The organism is Streptomyces sp. CB09001 (assembly GCF_003369795.1).
Taxonomy (GTDB): Bacteria; Actinomycetota; Actinomycetes; order Streptomycetales; family Streptomycetaceae; genus Streptomyces.
On sequence record NZ_CP026730.1, the window covers coordinates 6428115 to 6446197 of the forward strand.

Genomic DNA, 18083 nt, shown 5'->3' on the forward strand with positions numbered 1-18083 from the left:
CTCACGCGGCCTCGTCCACCGGTGGGGGCTTCCCGCCGGTGACCACCGTCCTGACCCACCTCTGCGTCAGCCGCGTCCGGGAGGCGAGCACCTCCACCGGTACGCCCCGCCGGTACGCGGCGCGCAGAGCGGCGTCCCGGCAGTGCTGGAGCCGCCTCTTCGCGGCCTTGCCCGTGACCGTCCGGTCCAGCAGCACCGCCAGCCCGAGCAGCAGCCGCCCCGCCGGACCCTCCCACCTTCGCGCCATGCGACGCCCCCTGTCCTCGCCGACCACTCCCACTGACACAACGGTCGAAGAAGCGCAGCTGGGCCACAAGGGCGCGAAACGGGCGCACTGGTCACGGAGCCGGGAGGGCGCGCCGCCGGACGCGCCCTCCCGGACGTTCATGTTCGTTCGCAGACCTGGTCGCCCAGCGCGAACGAGGACGGCTCCGCGTTGGTCCCCGACCAGCTTGCCGTGAAGCCGAAGGTCACCGAGGCGCCGGGGGCCACGCCGGTGTTCCAGGCGACGTTGCTCGCCGTCACCGTGGCGCCGGACCGGGTGTGTTCGGCGTTCCACATCTGGGTCACCCTCTGGTCGCCGGGGAACGACCAGTCGAGGGACCAGCCGTTCCATCCCGACGTGCCGGTGTTGGTGAGCCGTACGTCCGCCTGGAAGCCGCCCGACCACTGGTTCGTGACCGTGTACTCCACCTCGCAGGCTCCGGTGGGCGTCGGGTCGGGTCCCGGCCCCGGATCGGTGCCGCTGTCTCCTCCTGCCGTGTCGCCGTAGACGACACCCCGGCCGTTGGTCGCCACGTACACCCGGCCGTAGACCCGCGGGTCGCCGGTGATGGCGGCGCCGGTCCAGCCCCACTGGTGGGCGTCGTCGTTGACGCGGGTCCAGGTCGCGCCCTCGTCCGTGGAGCGGAAGATGCCGCGCACGCCGCCGATCTCCGCGCTGGTGAACAGGGTCTGGTAGGAGGCGTCCGGGGCCGCCTTGCCGAAGCCGACGGTGTCCGCCGCGTCGACACCGGGCAGCTCGGCGAAGGTCTCTCCGCCGTCCGTCGAGTGCCACAGACCGTACGGGCCGTCCGTCGCACCGCCCGCCAGCCAGACGTCGCCCTCCCCGCCCGGCAGCGCCTTGAAGCGGACGCTGTCACCGGCGGGCAGGCCGGTCGCCGCCGAGGCCGTGAAGGTCGCGCCGCCGTCCGTACTGACGTAGAACTTCCCGGACTTGAAGCCGTAGAAGGTCGCGGGGTCCACCCGGTCGGACTCGACGACAGCGCCCGCCGGGATGCCGGTCGACGCCTGCCAGGACGTACCGAATCCGGTCGTGTACTGCACGCCCGTGCCCTCCGGGCTCCACACGAAGCGGCTGCCGTCCGCGCCCGCCGCGACCGTGCCGCCGCCGCTGACCCCCGACGGGTCGGTGCCCCCGAACCAGTTGGCACCGTTGTCCGTGGAGAACGCGATGTGGGGGCCCGCGTCGAGGTTGCCCGACCGGACGACGACGTCCGGGTTCTCCTCCGCGAAGTCCAGACTCGTCGTGGAGGTGAAGTTCGGCGAGGTGTACATCATCGACGGGACCTCGGTCAGGCCGGTGTGCCGGAAGCCGCCGACGTCACCCAGGGCGCTCAGCAGCGGGGCACCCGACGGAGGGGAGGCCAGGTCGTTGACCGCCGTCTCCTCCAGGCCGCGCACCATCGGTTCGACGGCGAACGTGCCGCCCTCGTCGTCCCAGTTCGTCAGGTTCTCCGTGCCGTAGATCGTGGCGCCCGTGCCGTACATCATCCGGTCCGAGTCGAACGGGTCGATCTCCAGCGCCTCCGTCATCCAGCCCAGCTTCGGGGTCTGCTCGGGCGGTGTCGGGTTCGCGCCCCAGGTGAGCCACGGGGACGAGGACACGTCCATCGTGTAGCGGTTCTCGCGGTCCGGGTAGGCGGTGTAGCTCCACGCCTGGGACCACGTCGCGCCGCTGTCCGTCGAGCGGAAGATCTGTGTGTCCGGCCACCACGAGCTGTACGCGGTCGCCATCACCGTCCCCGGGTGCTGACGGTCGACGGTCAGGCCGCTGAAGCCGTAGTAGGTGTCCGCCTCCGCGGCCGGGCTGATGTCCGTCCAGGTACCGGTCGCCGTCGCGTACCGGTACAGCCGGCCCTTGCCGCCGTCGTACGGGCCGCCCGTGTCGCTGTAGGCGAGGTACAGGTAGCCGTTCTCGGCGTCCAGCACGCCCTTGTGGGCCAGGTAGCCCGTGGGCTGGCCGGCGAGCCGCTCCCAGGTCGCGCCCGCGTCGGTCGAGCGGTAGACCGCGTTCTCCTTGTCCGCGACCCCGACGTAGACGGTTCCCGTCGCCGTGCCCGCGCCGCCGCCCGTGGACTCGTCGAAGGTGACCCAGGTGATGCCCTGGTTGTCGGAGGCGTAGCCGGACGTGTCGCTCGGGTCCTGTGCGTAGTTCCCGGGGTTCGGGAAGGCCGTCACCTCGGACCAGGTGACGCCCGCGTCGGTGGACCGCCACAGGCCGTGGCCGCTGGGCGCGCCCAGGTACAGCACGTCGTTGTCGTGCGGGTCGACGGCCAGGCGCTCGCCCATGCCGCGGCCCGGCATGTTGCCGCCCAGCTGGAACGGCAGGTCCGTCTTCTCCCAGCTCGCGCCCCGGTCGGCGGAGCGCAGCACCGCTCCGTTCGTCGGGTCCCAGTCGTTGGTGTACGTGCCGACCGCCGCGTACACCCGGTCGGGCTCGACCGCGTCGGAGGCGACACTGACCACGCCCGTGTGCCCCCAGTCGTCCCAGCCGACGTGGTCCAGGAGCGGCGTCCAGGTGTGGGACTCCTCCTGCCAGCGGTAGGCGCCGCCGATGTCGGTGCGGGCGTAGGCCAGGTCCCTCTCGGCCCGGTTGAAGACGATGCCGGGGACGAAGCCGCCCCCGTCGATGCGGGCGTTCCTCCAGGTGTAGCTGTCGGCGGAGGCGGCCGTCCGCGGCGCTGGATCGGCGGCCAGCGCCGCGGGCGGGCTGCCCGCCAGGAGGCCGGCCGCGAGGGCCGGCAATACGGTCAGGATCCGGGTTCTTCGCACGGTGGGGAACCGTCCTTCCGTCAGGAACAGAACACATGCGAGGACCGGGCGACCCCAGGCGTGGGCTGGGGTCGCCCGGTCAGGTGGTCTCGTCGTCCGGTGACGAGACCGTGCACGCGGAGCCGTCAAGCGCTACCGGGGGAAGAGACGGTGCCCGGCGCCCCGTCAGGGGCGCGGGGAACTGCACGACCAGCCACACACGGCCGGCAGCCGAAAACGAACCGCCCAACCCGCGGAGCGCTTCGCGGGGGCTATTCCAGTAGCTCCGCGTACGAACCCATGGCGAGGGCTATGTCCGCCTGGGCCCAGAACCGGTGGTACGTGAACGTGGGCGCGGCACCGCCCTGGAGATAGCTCTCGATCTTCGACCACGCCGGGTCGTCCTGGTAGAAGGACCGGATCGAGGCGAAGGTCGACGACGCGTCGACCGTGTCGCCGTTCGGCATGGTGCCGCTCCAGCCGCTCGGGACGTAGATCCCGTCGTCGAACCGGTTGTAGTCGGCGCGGGTCTCCGGGACGGCGATGCCGAGCGCGTCCTGGTTGTTCTCCCACATGCCGTCGAGCAGCGCCTTGGCGGTCGAGGCCGCCTCCGTGTCGCCCGAGCGGTCGGCGTAGTACGTCAGGGTCTTGGCGTACGCCGCCGCCACGCCGACGTCGTTGGTGTAGTCCGCCACCGTGACGTGCAGGTCGCCGTTGTCACCCGGGGTCGAGGCGTTCCAGGTGTCGGGCTGCCCCGCCCACTGGAGCGTCGACGGGATCCGGAAGGTGCCGTCCGGGTTGACGGTCGTCTCCGACAGCGCCCAGTCGACCCACTTGTCCAGGACAGCCTTGGCGTCGGCGTCACCACTCTGCTGGTAGTACTCGGCGACCCGCTCCATGGACCACGCCTGGAAGCCGAACCACTGGTTGGACGGCGGGTCGTGGTACACCGGCTTCTCGTCGTAGTACATGCCGTAGAAGGTCGGCGTACCGGCCGGCGGCGTCGCGTAGCGTCCCGCCCAGCTGTTGGTCGCGCCGCCCGCGATGGCACCCTCGTCGGACTGCAGCCAGCGGTAGAACTCCACCTGCCGGTCCAGGGACTTGGCCCAGTCGGACTGGCCCGTCGCCGACTTCGGCTTCAGGTCGGCGTCGGTGCTCAGCGCGTACGCGGCCAGCGGGTTCTGGTAGCCGCCGTGGGTGTGGCTGGAGCCGATGCGCCAGGCCCAGCCCGCCGAGGTGTCCACCGCGCCGCCCCAGGCGTAGTACCAGGACAGCAGGTACATCGAGGAGTCCTTGCCGGTGCCCGCCGGGCAGGCCGACGGTCCGACGCAGTCGCCGATCTTCTTGAAGTACTTGTCGAACATGGCGTAGCGCAGGTAGTCGCCCATCTTCGCGGCCTTGTCCAGGGTCGCGGAGATCTCGTCGCTCTTGCCCTGCTCCCCGGCCCAGATGTCCGCCCAGTACGCGGCCTGCACGGCGCGCGCGTCGGCGTCCGGGGCGTTGGTGAACTTCCACTGCTTGGCGTAGGAGGCGTCACCGGTGAACAGGTCCAGGTAGCCGTTCTTCCCGCCGTACTTGAAGGCGTCGCAGGTCGGCTGCGGCACCGTCTCCCACACCGACTCCTGCGCGCCGCGCTGGAAGGTGTTGATGTAGGAGGGCCCGGTGTCCGAGGGGCCCGCCTCGCAGTTGCCGGGCGAGTTGCCGTAGCCGTAGGTGTTGTCGACGTCCTGGAGCCAGTGCATGCCGTACACGTCGTCCGTGCCGTACGCCGACTTCAGCTCACCGGCGATCGGGTCCGCGCCCACCGAGACGGTGCCGTCCAGCGGCGCCGGGTACTCGTTCGGCGTGTCCAGCTCGGGCGCGTAGGTCGCCGGCTTCGAGGCGTTGTAGGAGGAGTTGGTCGGCTGGTCGGCGTGAGTGGGGATCATGTACGTCTCCATGATCTCCCAGGCGTTGTTGAACTTCGACCAGTCGCCGGTCACCTTGCCGTACATGGCCTGGAGCCACAGCAGGTAGCTGTACGCCTCCGACGTCGTCTCGTGGCCGTGGTCCGGCGCCTCGACGATGAGGGTCTCCACCGAGTGGTACGGGATGCCCTCCGGTGAGAAGTAGCCGTTCGCCGGGTCGGTGATCTTGCCGTACAGCTCCAGGAAGCGGGCGTCGTAGTCCTTCGCCGCCGCCAGTTCGGTCACGGTGACCGTGGCCTTGCCGTGGCCCGGAGCCGTCGACTCGAAGACCGCCGAACCGCTGCCGGAGGCGTCCGCCGAGACGGTCACCGACTGGGCGGTGTCCCAGTTGGACGGGGTGAAGGTGAGGCTCGCGCCGCCGGTGAGCGTCAGGCCCATGTTGCCGCTCGCGCGGGTGGTGGTGACGGTCACGTTCGCGGTCGGCTGTTCCGAGAGCTTGACCTCGTAGGTCCCCGACTCGCCCTGCTGGACGCCCAGTTGGCCCGGAGAGGCGACCACGGTCGGTCCCGCGGCCACCGTGACGCCGACCGGGGTCGAGTCCGCGGAGGCACCCATGCTGTCGTAGGCCTTCGCCACCAGAGAATGACTGCCCACGGTCAAGCCGGAGGCGGAGTACGTGTAGGGCGAGCTGGTGTCGGTGCCCAGCAGGGTGGCGTCGTCGTAGAACTCCACCTTGCTGATCGTGGCGCCGTCGGCGGCGGCCGCCGTGGCCGCCAGCGGCACCGCCTCGCCCCGCGAGTACACGGCGCCCGCCTCCGGGCTGGTCAGCACGGTGATCGGCGGCTGGTGGGCCCCGGTGCAGGAGGTGCCGTTGATCGCGAAGTCGGCCGGCGCGGCGTTGCTGCCGCTGTACGTGAACTGTCCGCCGGTGGAGACGGCGGCCCCGGCGGCGATCCGCGCGTTGTACGAGGCGCTCTGCACGGTGACGTTCCGACCGGACTGGGACCAGGTGCCGTTCCAGCCGTTCGTGAGCTTCTGGTTGCCCGCGTAGGAGTAGGTCAGCGTCCAGCCGTCGATGGCGTCGGTGCCGTGGTTGGTCAGCGTCAGCTCCGCGGTGAAGCCGGCACCCCAGTCGTTGGTCTTGTAGTCCACGCTGCACTGAAGTGCGGCCGCCTGGGCCGGAGTCGAACCTGTGCCCAGCATCGTGAGGGGGAGCGCGAGTGCCGCCAGCGCGGCGGTCCACCAGCGCCGCGCGGTGCGGCGGCGTCTGGGTCTGTGTCCTGAGTGCATGGTGCTGGTTCCTCCTTGCGGCTCGGGGAGGGGTGGGGGAGGAGCAACAAGCCTTGAACCAGTGGGAGCGCTCCCATAGTGGAGAGGGTGCCTGGTGCGGTCAAGATGTGTGAACAGTCGAAAAGATTCGACGGGGTCGACGGGGAGAAAGTCGGTAACTCCTCTGTTCTTTACCGTCACTTGGCGCTACCTTCGCTGGCACCAGTGGGAGCGGTTCCACCAGTCGACGCGTCCGTCACGGCGCGCCCGAACTGCAAGGAGTCGCTCATGCGCCACCCCCCGCTCCACCCCCCGCGTTCAGGACTTTTAGCCGTTGCCGCAGCCGTGGCCGCTACGTGTCCGACGCCTCGCCGGCCCGTGCGCCGGATCGCTCATCCCTCGGGCGGTTCCACCATGCCCGCGGGTCGTTCCTGACCTCCGATCACGACGGCACCCCCATGCCGATCGGCAGCGGGCCGCGCCGACCCGGGCGCGTCCCCGGACGACAGCAGCACCCCCACGAAAGAAGGAACCCGCACTCATGACCCGTACCAGAACCGCGATGCTCGCCGCCCTCACCCTGGTCGCCGGCGCCTCCGGCACGGCACTGGCCGCCCACTCCGCGAGCGCCGGAGCCGCGGCCGCCGCCTGCACCGTCGACTACCAGGTGCAGAACGACTGGGGAAGCGGATTCACCGCTGCCGTGACCGTCACCAACAACGGTGCCGCCACGTCCAACTGGTCGCTGGGATGGACCTACGCAGGCAGTCAGAAGGTCACCAACAGCTGGAACGCGAAGGTCACTCAGAGCGGTGCCGCCGTCACCGCGGCCAACGAGTCCTACAACGGCACCCTGTCCACGGGCGGTTCGGCGAGCTTCGGCTTCCAGGGCACCTACAGCGGCAGCAACGCGATCCCGGCCACCTTCACCCTCAACGGCGTGACCTGCAACGTCGACGGCGGGACCGACCCCACCGACCCGCCCACCGATCCGACCGACCCGCCGACCGACCCCACCGGCCCGGGCGACCGGGTGGACAACCCCTATGACGGCGCCCAGGTCTACGTGAACCCCGAGTGGTCCGCCCACGCCGCCGCCGAACCGGGCGGGGACCGCATCGCCGACGAGCCGACCGGTGTGTGGCTCGACCGGATCGCGGCCATCGAGGGCGCCAACGGCGGCATGGGCCTGCGCGACCACCTGGACGCGGCGCTGGAGCAGAAGGGCTCCGGCGAGATGGTCGTCCAGCTGGTCATCTACAACCTGCCGGGACGCGACTGCTCCGCCCTCGCCTCCAACGGCGAGCTGGGCCCCACCGAGATCGACCGGTACAAGACCGAGTACATCGACCCGATCGCCGAGATCCTCTCCGACTCGAAGTACGCGGGCCTCCGGATCGTCACCACGGTCGAGATCGACTCGCTGCCCAACCTGATCACCAACGTCTCCGGGCGGCCGACCGTCACGGAGAACTGCGACGTGATGAAGGCCAACGGCAACTACCAGAAGGGCGTCGGCTACGCCCTGAACAAGCTCGCCGACGCCGGCAACGTCTACAACTACGTCGACGCCGGCCACCACGGCTGGCTCGGCTGGGACAGCAACTTCGGCCCCTCGGCCGAGATCTTCAAGACCGCCGCCACCACCGAGGGGGCGACCCTCGACGACGTGCACGGCTTCATCGTCAACACCGCCAACTACAGCGCCCTGAAGGAGGAGAACTTCAAGATCACGGACTCGGTGAACGGGACCTCCGTGCGCCAGTCCGACTGGGTCGACTGGAACCAGTACACCGACGAGCTGTCCTACGCCCAGGCCATGCGGGACAAGCTGGTCTCGCTCGGTTTCGACCAGAACCTCGGCATGCTGATCGACACCTCCCGCAACGGCTGGGGCGGCGCCGACCGGCCCACCGGACCGGGCGCGACGACCGACGTGAACACCTACGTGGACGGCGGGCGCTACGACCGCCGCATCCACCCCGGCAACTGGTGCAACCAGTCCGAAGCCGGCCTCGGCGAGCGCCCGCAGGCCAGCCCCGCCGCCGGGATCGACGCGTACGTGTGGATGAAGCCCCCGGGCGAGTCCGACGGCTCCAGCAAGCTGATCGAGAACCCGGACGGCAAGGGCTTCGACCGGATGTGCGACCCCACCTACACGGGCAACGAGCGCAACGGCAACAGCATGTCGGGCGCCCTGCCCGACGCCCCGATCTCCGGGGCCTGGTTCTCCGCGCAGTTCCAGGAGCTCATGAAGAACGCCTACCCGCCCCTGTCGTGAGCGGATTCCCGCACGCGTGACGCGGGTGAGCCGTCGGGGTCCGGTCCTTGCGGGCCGGGCCCCGGCGGCCTCCTCTTTTTTGCGGGAGCGGCAACATCGGTTGCCCCGGCCCGGCGAGTCGTCGCACCCTGGCGATACGCGAACGGGAGGCTGACCGGCATGGCGCACGACCACCAGCACGACACACACGGCCCCGCCCACCAGCAGGGACAGGGACACGAGCACGGGAACGGGAACGGGCACACGCACGACCACGCCGACATCGACTGGTCCGAGATGGCCCCGCACCTGGAGGCGCAGGCCGAGCTGTACACACCGCTGTACCGGCAGGCCCTGTCCTGGCTGGCAGGGCAGGTCACGGAGCCCGGTCTGATCGTCGACGTCGGCAGCGGACCCGGCGTCGTCTCGTCCCTGTTCGCCGACACCTTCCCCGACGCCCGCGTGGTCGCCGCGGACGGCGCCGGACCGCTCCTGGACCGGGCCCGCGCCCGCGCCGAGCGGCTCGGGTTCGGCGACCGCTTCGGCACCCTCGCCGGGGACCTGCCCGGCGCACTGGCCGAGCTGGACTACCCCGCCGACCTGATGTGGGCCAGCCAGAGCCTGCACCACCTCCCCGACCAGCGCGCCGCCCTCGCCGCTCTCGGCGGGCACCTCGCGCCCGGGGGCACCCTGGCGATCCTGGAGGGCGGACTGCCCGCCCGGTTCCTGCCCCGTGACATCGGGACCGGGCGCCCCGGGCTCCAGGCCAGGATCCGCGCCGTGGAGGAGGACGCGTTCGCCGAGATGCGCGCGGACCTGCCGGACTCCGTGGCCGAGGCCGAGGACTGGCCCGCGATGCTGACGGCCGCCGGACTGAAGCACACCGGCACCCGCAGCTTCCTGCTCGACCTGCCCGCGCCCCTCTCCGACGCGGCCCGCGACTACGTCACCACGTCACTGTCCCGGCTGCGCGAGCGGATCGGCGAGCGCCTCGACGCCGAGGACCGCACCACCCTGGACCGGCTGCTCGACCCCGCCGACGAGGCGGGCGTGCACCGCCGCCAGGACCTGTTCGTACTCGTGGCGCACACCGTCTACACGGCGGTACGGCCGGTCTGAGACCGGCCCTTGACTTCGAGAGCGCTCCAAGTGATGGACTCCCCGCTGTCCGTGAGGGAAGCAGGAACAGACACAGGGGGAGTCATGACCGACACACCGGTCACGCTGATCACCGGCGGCGGCAGCGGCATCGGAGCCGCCGTCGCCCGGCGGCTGCTCGACGCGGGGCAGCGGGTGGCCGTCACCGGGCGCGGGGAGGCGAGGCTGCGGGCGTTCAGCGCGGAACTCGGTGACCCCGAGGGCCTGCTGACGATCCGGGGCAGCGCCGCCGAGCACACACAGGTGGCCTCCGCCGTCGAGGCCACGCTCAAGGAGTTCGGCCGTCTCGACACGGTCGTCGCCAACGCCGGTTTCGCCACCCACGACTCGGTCGCCGAGGGCGACCCCGCGGGCTGGACCGAGATGGTGCTGACCAACGTACTGGGCCCGGCCCTGCTGATCAGGGCGTCCATCGACGCGCTCAAGGAGAGCCGCGGACGGATCGTGCTGGTGGGCAGCGTCGCCGGCTTCGTGAACACGCCGGGCAACATCTACGGCGCCACGAAGTGGGCCGTGACCGGCCTCGCCGAGAACACGCGGCGCGAGGTGACGCAGTGGGGCGTGGGCGTGACCCTGATCGCGCCCGGCCGGGTGGAGACCCCGTTCTGGGACGGCACCGGCGGCCTGCCGCCCGGCGAGCTGCTCACCGCCGACCAGATCGCCGACTCCGTCGTCTGGGCCATGACCCAGCCCGCCGGGGTCGACGTCAACACCGTGGTCGTACGGCCGCTGGGGCAGCCCAACTGACCCGCACGGGACACGGGAGGGGCCCGGCCGCACGCGCGGCCGGGCCCCTCCCGTGTGTGGCACCGCTCAGGAGTTGACGTCCGCCGGATCCGAGCCCAGCCGCCGGTCCTCGTTGAGCGCGCTGATCGCCGCGAGGTCCTCGGTGTCCAGGCTGAAGCCGAACACGTCGAGGTTCTCCTTGATCCGGGACGGCGTCACGGACTTCGGGATCACCACGTTGCCCAGCTGGAGGTGCCAGCGCAGCACGACCTGGGCCGGGGTCCGCCCGTGCTTCTGGGCGATCGCGACGATCGCCGGGATGTCCAGGATGCCCTTGCCGGAGCCGAGCGGGGACCAGGCCTCGGTGGCGATACCCTGCTCCGCGTGCACCTCGCGCGCGGCGTGCTGCTGGAGGTGGGGGTGCAGCTCGATCTGGTTGACGGCCGGGATCACCGACGTCTCGGCGGTCAGCCGCTCCAGGTGCTCCGGCAGGAAGTTGGACACGCCGACGGCGCGGACCCGGCCGTCGGCCAGGAGCTTCTCGAACGCCTTGTAGGTGTCGACGTACTTCTCCCTGGCCGGCATGGGCCAGTGGATGAGGTAGAGGTCGAGGTATTCCAGGCCGAGCTTCGCCATCGAGGTGTCGAAGGCGCGGAGGGTGGAGTCGTACCCCTGGTCGCTGTTCCAGAGCTTGGTGGTGACGAAGAGGTCCTCGCGGGCCAGACCGGAGGCGGCGATCGCCCGGCCGGTGCCCTCTTCATTGCCGTAGATCGCCGCTGTGTCGATGCTGCGGTACCCGGCCTCCAGGGCCAGGGCGACGGCGGTCTGCGCCTCGTCGTCCGGCACCTGCCAGACGCCGAAGCCCAGCTGGGGCATCTCGACGCCGTTGTTCAGGATGATCGGGGGGACCTTGCTGCTCACGAGCTCTTGATCCTTCGGTTGTGGTCAGGTGGTACCTACATCGTCAACGATCACGAGCCCGAACGCATTCCTGACCGTGGAACTCACGCTGTGTAAAGGGCCTCGACCTCGGTGCCGTAGGCGTTCTCGATGGCCTTGCGCTTCAGCTTCAGGGAGGGGGTCAGCAGCCCGTGCTCCTCGGTGAACGGCTGGGCGAGGATGCGGAAGGTGCGGATCGACTCGGCCTGGGACACCAGCGTGTTGGCCGCGACGACCGCGCGCCGCACCTCCGTCTCCAGGTCGGCGTCGTGCACCAGGTCGGCCGGGGACATCCGCGGTTTGTTGCGCATCGTCAGCCAGTGCTCGACCGCCTCCTGGTCCAGTGTGATGAGGGCGGCGACGTAGGGGCGGTCGTTGCCGACGACGATGCACTGGTTGACCAGCGGATGGTCGCGCACCCGCTCCTCGAGGAGTCCCGGGGACACGCTCTTGCCGCCGGAGGTCACCAGGATCTCCTTCTTGCGGCCGGTGATGGTGAGGTAGCCGTCCTCGTCCAGGGCACCGAGGTCGCCGGTGGCCAGCCAGCCGTCGTGCACGGTCTCGTCGGTGGCCTTGGGGTTGTTCAGGTAGCCCTCGAAGACATTGTCGCCGTTGAGCCAGATCTCGCCGTCGTCCGCGATGTGCACCGTGACGCCCGGCACCGGCTGACCCACGGTGCCGTAGCGGGTACGCTCGGGCGGGTTGGCGGTGGCGGCCGCCGTGGACTCGGTCAGACCGTAGCCCTCGTAGATCTGGACGCCGGCCCCGGCGAAGAACAGCCCGAGGCGCCGGTCCATCGCCGAGCCGCCCGACATGGCGTTGCGGATGCGTCCGCCCATCGCGGCCCGGACCTTGGCGTAGACGAGCTTGTCGAAGAGCTGGTGCTGCATGCGCAGGCCCGCCGACGGACCGGGGCCGTCGCCCCAGGCCTTCGCCTCCACCGCCTCCGCGTACCTCACGGCCACGTCGACGGCCTTCTCGAAGGGACCGGCCTTCCCCTCCTTCTCCGCCTTGCGCCGCGCCGCGTTGAACACCTTCTCGAAGATGTACGGCACGGCCAGGATGAAGGTCGGCCGGAAGGCGGCCAGGTCGGGCAGGAGGGCCGCGGCGTTGAGCTGCGGCTGGTGGCCGAAGCGGACCCGGCCGCGGATCGCCGCGACCTCCACCATCCGCCCGAAGACGTGCGCGAGCGGCAGGAAGAGCAGCGTCGCCACCTCGTCGCCCCGTTTGGAGTGGAACACCGGCTCCCAGCGCGCGATGACGGTGTCCGCCTCGTACATGAAGTTGCCGTGGGTCAGCACGCAGCCCTTGGGGCGGCCGGTGGTGCCCGAGGTGTAGATGACGGTGGCGACCGACTCCGGCGTGACCGCCTTGCGGTGCCGGTGGACCACCTCGTCGTCGAGGTGCGCGCCCGCGTCGTACAGGTCCTGCACGGCTCCGGAATCCAGCTGCCACAGGCCGCGCAGGTGCGGCAGCCGGTCGATGACGGTGGCTATGGTCATCGCGTGGTCCTCGTGCTCCACGACCGCGGCCGTCACCTCGGCGTCGTAGAGCATCCACATGCACTGCTCGGCCGAGGAGGTCGGGTAGATCGGCACCACCTGGGCGCCGATCGTCCACAGGGCGAAGTCGAACAGGGTCCACTCGTAGCGGGTGCGGGACATGATGGCGACCCGGTCGCCGAAGCGGATGCCCTGGGCCAGCAGCCCCTTGGCGAGGGCCAGCACCTCGTCGCGGAAGGCGCCGGCGGTGACGTCCCGCCACTGCCCGGCCTCGTCCTTGCGGCCGAGCGCGATGTGCCGCGGATCGTCCAGGGCATGCTCGAAGACGACGTCGGCCAGACCGCCCACCGGTGGTGCCAACGTCAACGGAGGACTGGTGAACTCGCGCAAACCCCGCTCCCCGCTTTTCGATCCCCGCTTTTCGATGACGCCCCCCGCACAGCGCGGTGAAAGCTACCCCACCCGGCGCGGGGACGGGAGGGGCGCCAAAATCGAACAGGGCTCATGTTCGCGCTGGTCAGCGAGAGAAAATGCGCTCACATGGGGAAGGGTCGGACAGTTTTCTGACGATTGAGCAAGGTTCGGTGCCGTAATCTCCACCGAATCTGTACGACCCACTTACCGTCGGTACGGGGGTGCCGGAACGGCCTCCTCCTCTTTCAGCGCGGGCGACGCGGAATTCGTCACACCGGCATTCCGGCCCCCGCGTTCGGCCCTGACCAGGGCGAGCACCAGCACCCCGGCGACGGCCGCGACCGCGCCCGCGGCCACCGCCGCCGCGTTCAGTCCGGAGGCGAACGAGGCCCGCAGCGCGTGCTCGCCGAACACGCCCCGCAGGGCGCCCGCCGCACCGCCCGCCAGACCGTGCGCCGCGTCGTGCGGAAGCGTGTCCTGCATGCGTGAGGTCAGCACCGTGCCGAACACGGCGATGCCGAGCGCGTACCCGAGCTGGCGGAAGGTGTTGACCGCACCCCCGGCCATGCCGGACCGCTCCGCCGGGACCGCGGCCAGCGCCGCGCCCGCGATGCCGGGCGACACCAGGCCCGTTCCGACGCCCACCAGGAGCAGCCCCGGCACCAGGGCGGACGCGCTGGAGCCCGCGTCCAGGAACGCCATGCAGAACTGCCCCGCCGCGATCAGCAGCAGCCCGCCCCCGATGGTCAGCCGCGCCGGCACCCCGTGCAGCAGCCGCCCGCCCGCCGCGGCCACCACGAACGACGCCAGCGACAGCCACACGAACACCAGGCCGCCCCGCACCGGGCTCATCCCCAGCATCGTCTGCAGCCATATGGAGGTGTACGCCATCACCCCGAACGCCGCCGCGTTGAAGGCCAGCCCGCCCAGCATCACGCCCGAGAACGCGGGGCGCAGGAACAGCCGGGGGTCGAGCAGCGGATCGGCGGCCCGGCGCTCCACGGCGACGAACGCGCCCAGCGCCACCACCGCGAGCACGAAGGAGGCGAGCGTGCCGCCCTCCGTCCACCCGTGCGACCCGGCCCGCACCGCCCCGTACGTCACCGCCCCGGCGAACGCCGCGAACGTGGCCGTACCCGCCCAGTCCACGCGGCGCCCGGCCGCCCCGCGCGACTCCGGCACCACGCGCAGCGTCAGCCAGACCGCCGCCACGCTCACCGGCAGGTTCACCCAGAAGATCCAGCGCCAGCCCGGACCGTCGGTGAGCAGCCCGCCCAGCACCGGACCCACGGCCGCCGCCGCCCCGCTGACCGCGCCCCACACCCCCAGCGCCATCGACCGCCGGCGCCCCTGGTAGACCGAGCCGAGCAGCGGCAGCGTGGTCGCGAACATCGCCGCCGCGCCCAGCCCCTGCAGTCCGCGCGCGGCGACCAGCATGCCCGGGCCGGTGGCCAGCCCGCACAGCAGCGACGCCACCGCGAACAGCACCACGCCCGCCACGTGCACCCGGCGCCGTCCCAGCACGTCGGCCGCGGCCCCCAGCCCCAGCAGCAGCGCGGCCAGCGCCAGCGCGTAGCCGTCCATCACCCACTGCAGATCGCTCAGCGACGCGTGCAGCCCCCTGGCCATGTCCGGCAGCGCGACGACCGCGATCGTCACGTCGAGCAGCAGCATGAACGTCCCCAGGCACACCGCCGTGAGCGGCCCCCATGTACGCATGTTCCGTCTTCCTTCCCGTGTCGTACGTGATGTCCGTGCCCTCGTACGATGGTGCTCACTCGGCGGATCGCATTGGTTCACGGCGGCCCCGGGGCGGAATCCGACAGGAGTGGCCGACATGCGGATGGAATCCGACACCTTCGACGAACTCGACCTGCGTGTGCTGGGCGCGCTGGAGGTGAACGGCCGCGCCTCCTTCAGCCGCATCGGGGCGGTACTCGGCGTCTCCGACCAGACCGTCGCCCGCCGCTACCGCAGGCTGTGCGCCGAGGGCGGGCTGCGGGTGGTCGCCGTCCGGGACGCCGAACGGCTCGGCCAGGACCACTGGACGCTTCGGCTGCGCTGCGTCCCCGACAGCGCGCCGGCCATCGCGGACGCCCTCGCCAAGCGCCCCGACACCAACTGGATCGGGCTGGCCGCAGGGGGCACGGAGATCATCTTCGGCACCCGGCCGCGCAGCCCCGGCGACCGGGACGACCTGCTCCTCGGCAGGCTGCCGCGCACCCCGAGTGTGCTGGAGATCCACGCCCACCAGATCCTGCACCGCTTCTACGGCGGACCCAGCGGCTGGCTGCGCAAGTTCGGCGTCCTCAGTGACGACCAGGTCGCGGCGCTGCGGCCGGAGACCGGCCCGCCCCCGCCGGGGCCGGCCCGTATCGACCCCGAGGACGAGCCGCTGCTCGACGTCCTGGAACGCGACGGGCGCGCCGGACACCCCGAACTCCGGCGCGCCACCGGCCGCTCCGAGTCCGCGGTCAAGCGCCACCTGGCCGCACTGCTCGGCTCCGGCGCCGTGTACATCGACGTGGAGTACCACTCGGAGATCCTCGGATACCCGACCGCCGCCGTCCTGTGGCTCACCACCAGCCCGGCCGCGCTGCACCGGGTCGGCGAGGCGCTCGCCGCACACGACGAGATCGCCCATGCCGCCGCCACCGCGGGCCTGTCCAACATCGTCGCCACCGCGGTCGTCCGCAACACCGCCGACCTCTACGCCTACCTCAGCGGCCCGCTCGGCCGCCTGGAGGGCGTCCAGCACGTGGAGGCGTCGCCCTTCCTGCGCCGGGTCAAGCAGCTCACCTATCCGAGGCCCGTCCGCTGAGCCCGGTGCAGCCGGTCGCCGCCCGCCAGGATGGCCGCGGCCAGCGCCTCGGCCGCGCCCTGCGCCGCGGGACCGCGCCGGCCGTGCACCAGCACGAAGTCGACGCCGCCCAGCTCGGGCAGCCCGGCCCGGTCCGGGACTCGCACCAGCCCGGGCGGGACGAGGCCGCGCGAGTGCGCCATCACGCCGAGGCCCGCCCGGGCGGCGGCGATCAGGCCGTTGAGACTGCCGCTGGTGCACGCGATGTGCCACGCGCGGCCCTGCCGCTGCAGGGCGTCCAGGGCGAGCGCACGCGTGATGCCGGGCGGCGGGTAGACGATGAGCGGCACCGGGCGGTCCGGTTCCAGGCGCAGCCGCTCCGCGCCGATCCACACCAGCCGGTCGCTCCACACCGGCTCGCCGCGCGGGTCCTCGGGCCGCCGCTTGGCCAGCACCAGGTCCAGCTCTCCGGCCGCCAGCTGCTCGTGCAGCGTGCCGGACAGCTCCACCGTCAGCTCCAGGTCGACCTCCGGGTGGTCGTGCCGGAAGGCCTCCAGGATCTCCGGCAGCCGGGTCAGCACGAAGTCCTCGGAGGCCCCGAACCGCAGCCGCCCGCGCAGCCGGGTGCCCGTGAAGAAGGCCGCCGCCTGCTCGTGCACCTCCAGGATCCGGCGCGCGAACCCGAGCATCGCCTCCCCGTCCTCCGTCAGCTCCACGGAGTGGGTGTCCCGGCTGAACAGCTGCCTACCGGTGGCGTCCTCCAGCCGCCGCACGTGCTGGCTCACCGTCGACTGACGCAGCCCGAGCCGCCGGGCGGCCTGCGTGAAGCTCAGCGTCTGGGCCACCGACAGGAACGTACGCAGGTGGGAGGGGTCGTACATGCCGCCAGCCTAGCGGTGGTCATCGGTGATCGTGATGACAGTCAGAGCGGTAAGCCGGATTCCCGATCGCCGAATCGGGGAGCACGATGGAGCGGGGACCCGTGACCCCGTCGAACGAGCAGTACGACTGAGCAGCGAGCAAGTGGAGCACCGTGAAACGCCTGCGTTGGCCGCGTTGGATGCCGATCGACCCGTACATCCTGCTGCTGCTCGGCATGGTGGGCCTCGCGGCGCTGCTGCCGGCCCGCGGTGCGGGCGCCGACGTCGCCTCCGGCACCTCCACCGCCGCGATCGCCTTCCTCTTCTTCCTCTACGGCGCCCGGCTGTCCACCCGTGAGGCGATGGACGGCGTACGGCACTGGCGGCTCCACGTCACCGTGCTGGCCTGCACCTTCGTCGTCTTCCCGCTGCTCGGCCTCGCCTCGCGCGGTCTGGTCCCGGTGTTCCTGACCGATCCCCTCTACCAGGGCCTGCTCTTCCTCACCCTGGTCCCGTCGACCATCCAGTCCTCGATCGCCTTCACCTCCATCGCCCGCGGCAACGTGCCCGCCGCCATCTGCGCCGGGTCCTTCTCGTCACTGGTCGGCATCGTCGTCACACCGCTGCTGGCCGCAGCCCTGCTGGGCGGCAGCGGGGGTGGGTTCTCCGCCGACTCGGTGGTGGAGATCGTGCTGCAACTGCTGCTGCCGTTCGTGGCCGGACAGTTGCTGCGCCGGTGGATCGGCGGCTTCGTCGCCCGGCACAAGAAGGTGCTCGGGCTCGTCGACCGCGGCTCCATCCTCCTGGTCGTCTACACGGCGTTCAGCGAGGGCATGGTCCAGGGAGTCTGGCACCAGGTGAGCCCGGCGCGGCTGGCCGGGCTGCTGGCCGTTCAGGCGGTGCTGCTGGCCGTGATGCTGGCGCTGACCTGGTACGGGGCGAAGGGGCTCGGCTTCGGGCGGGAGGACCGGATCGCGATCCAGTTCGCCGGGTCCAAGAAGTCGCTCGCCGCCGGACTGCCCATGGCGAGCGTGCTGTTCGGCGCCCAGGCCTCGCTGGCGGTACTGCCGCTGATGCTCTTCCACCAGATGCAGCTGATGGTGTGCGCGGTCATCGCCAAGCGGCGGTCGCGCGACCCGGAGGCGCCCCCGTCCGGGGCGTCGGCCGCCCCGGTGCGCACCGCGGTCGGCACCGGCGGCCGTTCCGCCTGAGGCC

At 71.4% G+C, this 18083-nt stretch carries 12 protein-coding genes; 5 read left to right on the forward strand and 7 right to left on the reverse strand.

Annotation, left to right across the window (positions count from 1 at the left end; all coding sequences use genetic code 11):
- Position 1 precedes the first annotated feature (1 nt).
- The 3 genes from C4J65_RS29775 to C4J65_RS29785 form a co-directional block, all read right to left on the reverse strand.
- Positions 2–247 (reverse strand): hypothetical protein, encoded by a 246-nt coding sequence (locus C4J65_RS29775; protein ID WP_102931508.1) that lies wholly within the window; start codon positions 245–247, stop codon positions 2–4.
- 137 nt (positions 248–384) lie between these two features.
- Complete coding sequence (locus tag C4J65_RS29780; RefSeq protein WP_115745189.1) at positions 385–3054, reverse strand: cellulose binding domain-containing protein; 2670 nt, start codon at positions 3052–3054, stop codon at positions 385–387.
- Between the two features lie 251 nt (positions 3055–3305).
- Complete coding sequence (locus C4J65_RS29785) at positions 3306–6230, reverse strand: glycoside hydrolase family 48 protein (RefSeq protein WP_115745190.1); 2925 nt, start codon at positions 6228–6230, stop codon at positions 3306–3308.
- A 520-nt stretch (positions 6231–6750) separates the two neighbouring features.
- Between C4J65_RS29785 and C4J65_RS29795 the strand changes: the two genes are divergently transcribed.
- From C4J65_RS29795 to C4J65_RS29805, 3 genes are all read left to right on the forward strand, one after another.
- Positions 6751–8490, forward strand: a complete 1740-nt coding sequence (locus C4J65_RS29795; RefSeq protein WP_115745192.1) for a cellulose 1,4-beta-cellobiosidase — start codon at positions 6751–6753, stop codon at positions 8488–8490.
- Between the two features lie 159 nt (positions 8491–8649).
- Entirely contained in the window at positions 8650–9588 is a 939-nt protein-coding gene (locus C4J65_RS29800; RefSeq protein ID WP_115745193.1) for a class I SAM-dependent methyltransferase, read from the forward strand.
- A gap of 84 nt (positions 9589–9672) precedes the next feature.
- On the forward strand, positions 9673–10374 hold the full coding sequence (locus C4J65_RS29805; RefSeq protein ID WP_115745194.1) for an SDR family oxidoreductase: 702 nt from the start codon (positions 9673–9675) through the stop codon (positions 10372–10374).
- Positions 10375–10440: 66 nt separating this feature from the next.
- Here the strand turns inward: C4J65_RS29805 and C4J65_RS29810 are convergent, their stop codons facing one another.
- From C4J65_RS29810 to C4J65_RS29820, 3 genes are all read right to left on the reverse strand, one after another.
- A complete protein-coding gene (locus C4J65_RS29810; RefSeq protein ID WP_115745195.1) occupies positions 10441–11274 on the reverse strand; it encodes an aldo/keto reductase in 834 nt (277 codons plus the stop codon).
- Positions 11275–11357: 83 nt separating this feature from the next.
- Entirely contained in the window at positions 11358–13184 is a 1827-nt protein-coding gene (locus C4J65_RS29815) for an AMP-dependent synthetase/ligase (RefSeq protein ID WP_115745196.1), read from the reverse strand.
- Positions 13185–13412: 228 nt separating this feature from the next.
- Positions 13413–14927 carry an MFS transporter gene (locus C4J65_RS29820; RefSeq protein WP_115745197.1) on the reverse strand — a complete coding sequence of 505 codons (1515 nt, stop codon included), beginning with the start codon at positions 14925–14927 and terminating at the stop codon, positions 13413–13415.
- A 118-nt stretch (positions 14928–15045) separates the two neighbouring features.
- Between C4J65_RS29820 and C4J65_RS29825 the strand changes: the two genes are divergently transcribed.
- Complete coding sequence (locus tag C4J65_RS29825; RefSeq protein WP_115745198.1) at positions 15046–16029, forward strand: AsnC family transcriptional regulator; 984 nt, start codon at positions 15046–15048, stop codon at positions 16027–16029.
- Here C4J65_RS29825 and C4J65_RS29830 read toward each other — a convergent pair.
- On the reverse strand, positions 16008–16889 hold the full coding sequence (locus C4J65_RS29830; RefSeq protein ID WP_115745199.1) for a LysR substrate-binding domain-containing protein: 882 nt from the start codon (positions 16887–16889) through the stop codon (positions 16008–16010). The genes C4J65_RS29825 and C4J65_RS29830 overlap by 22 nt on opposite strands.
- A 152-nt stretch (positions 16890–17041) precedes the next feature.
- Between C4J65_RS29830 and C4J65_RS29835 the strand changes: the two genes are divergently transcribed.
- The gene (locus tag C4J65_RS29835) at positions 17042–18079 is read left to right on the forward strand and encodes a bile acid:sodium symporter family protein (protein WP_115745200.1); all 1038 of its coding nucleotides are present in this window, start codon (positions 17042–17044) and stop codon (positions 18077–18079) included.
- Positions 18080–18083 lie beyond the last annotated feature (4 nt).

Bases quoted from the DNA above. Each gene is read 5' to 3' on its own strand.
- C4J65_RS29785 (WP_115745190.1), bottom strand. From the start codon at position 6,230: ATGCACTCAGGACACAGACCCAGACGCCGCCGCACCGCGCGGCGCTGG.
- C4J65_RS29795 (WP_115745192.1), top strand. From the start codon at position 6,751: ATGACCCGTACCAGAACCGCGATGCTCGCCGCCCTCACCCTGGTCGCC.
- C4J65_RS29825 (WP_115745198.1), top strand. From the start codon at position 15,046: ATGCGGATGGAATCCGACACCTTCGACGAACTCGACCTGCGTGTGCTG.
- C4J65_RS29775 (WP_102931508.1), bottom strand. From the start codon at position 247: ATGGCGCGAAGGTGGGAGGGTCCGGCGGGGCGGCTGCTGCTCGGGCTG.
- C4J65_RS29805 (WP_115745194.1), top strand. From the start codon at position 9,673: ATGACCGACACACCGGTCACGCTGATCACCGGCGGCGGCAGCGGCATC.
- C4J65_RS29830 (WP_115745199.1), bottom strand. From the start codon at position 16,889: ATGTACGACCCCTCCCACCTGCGTACGTTCCTGTCGGTGGCCCAGACG.
- C4J65_RS29820 (WP_115745197.1), bottom strand. From the start codon at position 14,927: ATGCGTACATGGGGGCCGCTCACGGCGGTGTGCCTGGGGACGTTCATG.
- C4J65_RS29800 (WP_115745193.1), top strand. From the start codon at position 8,650: ATGGCGCACGACCACCAGCACGACACACACGGCCCCGCCCACCAGCAG.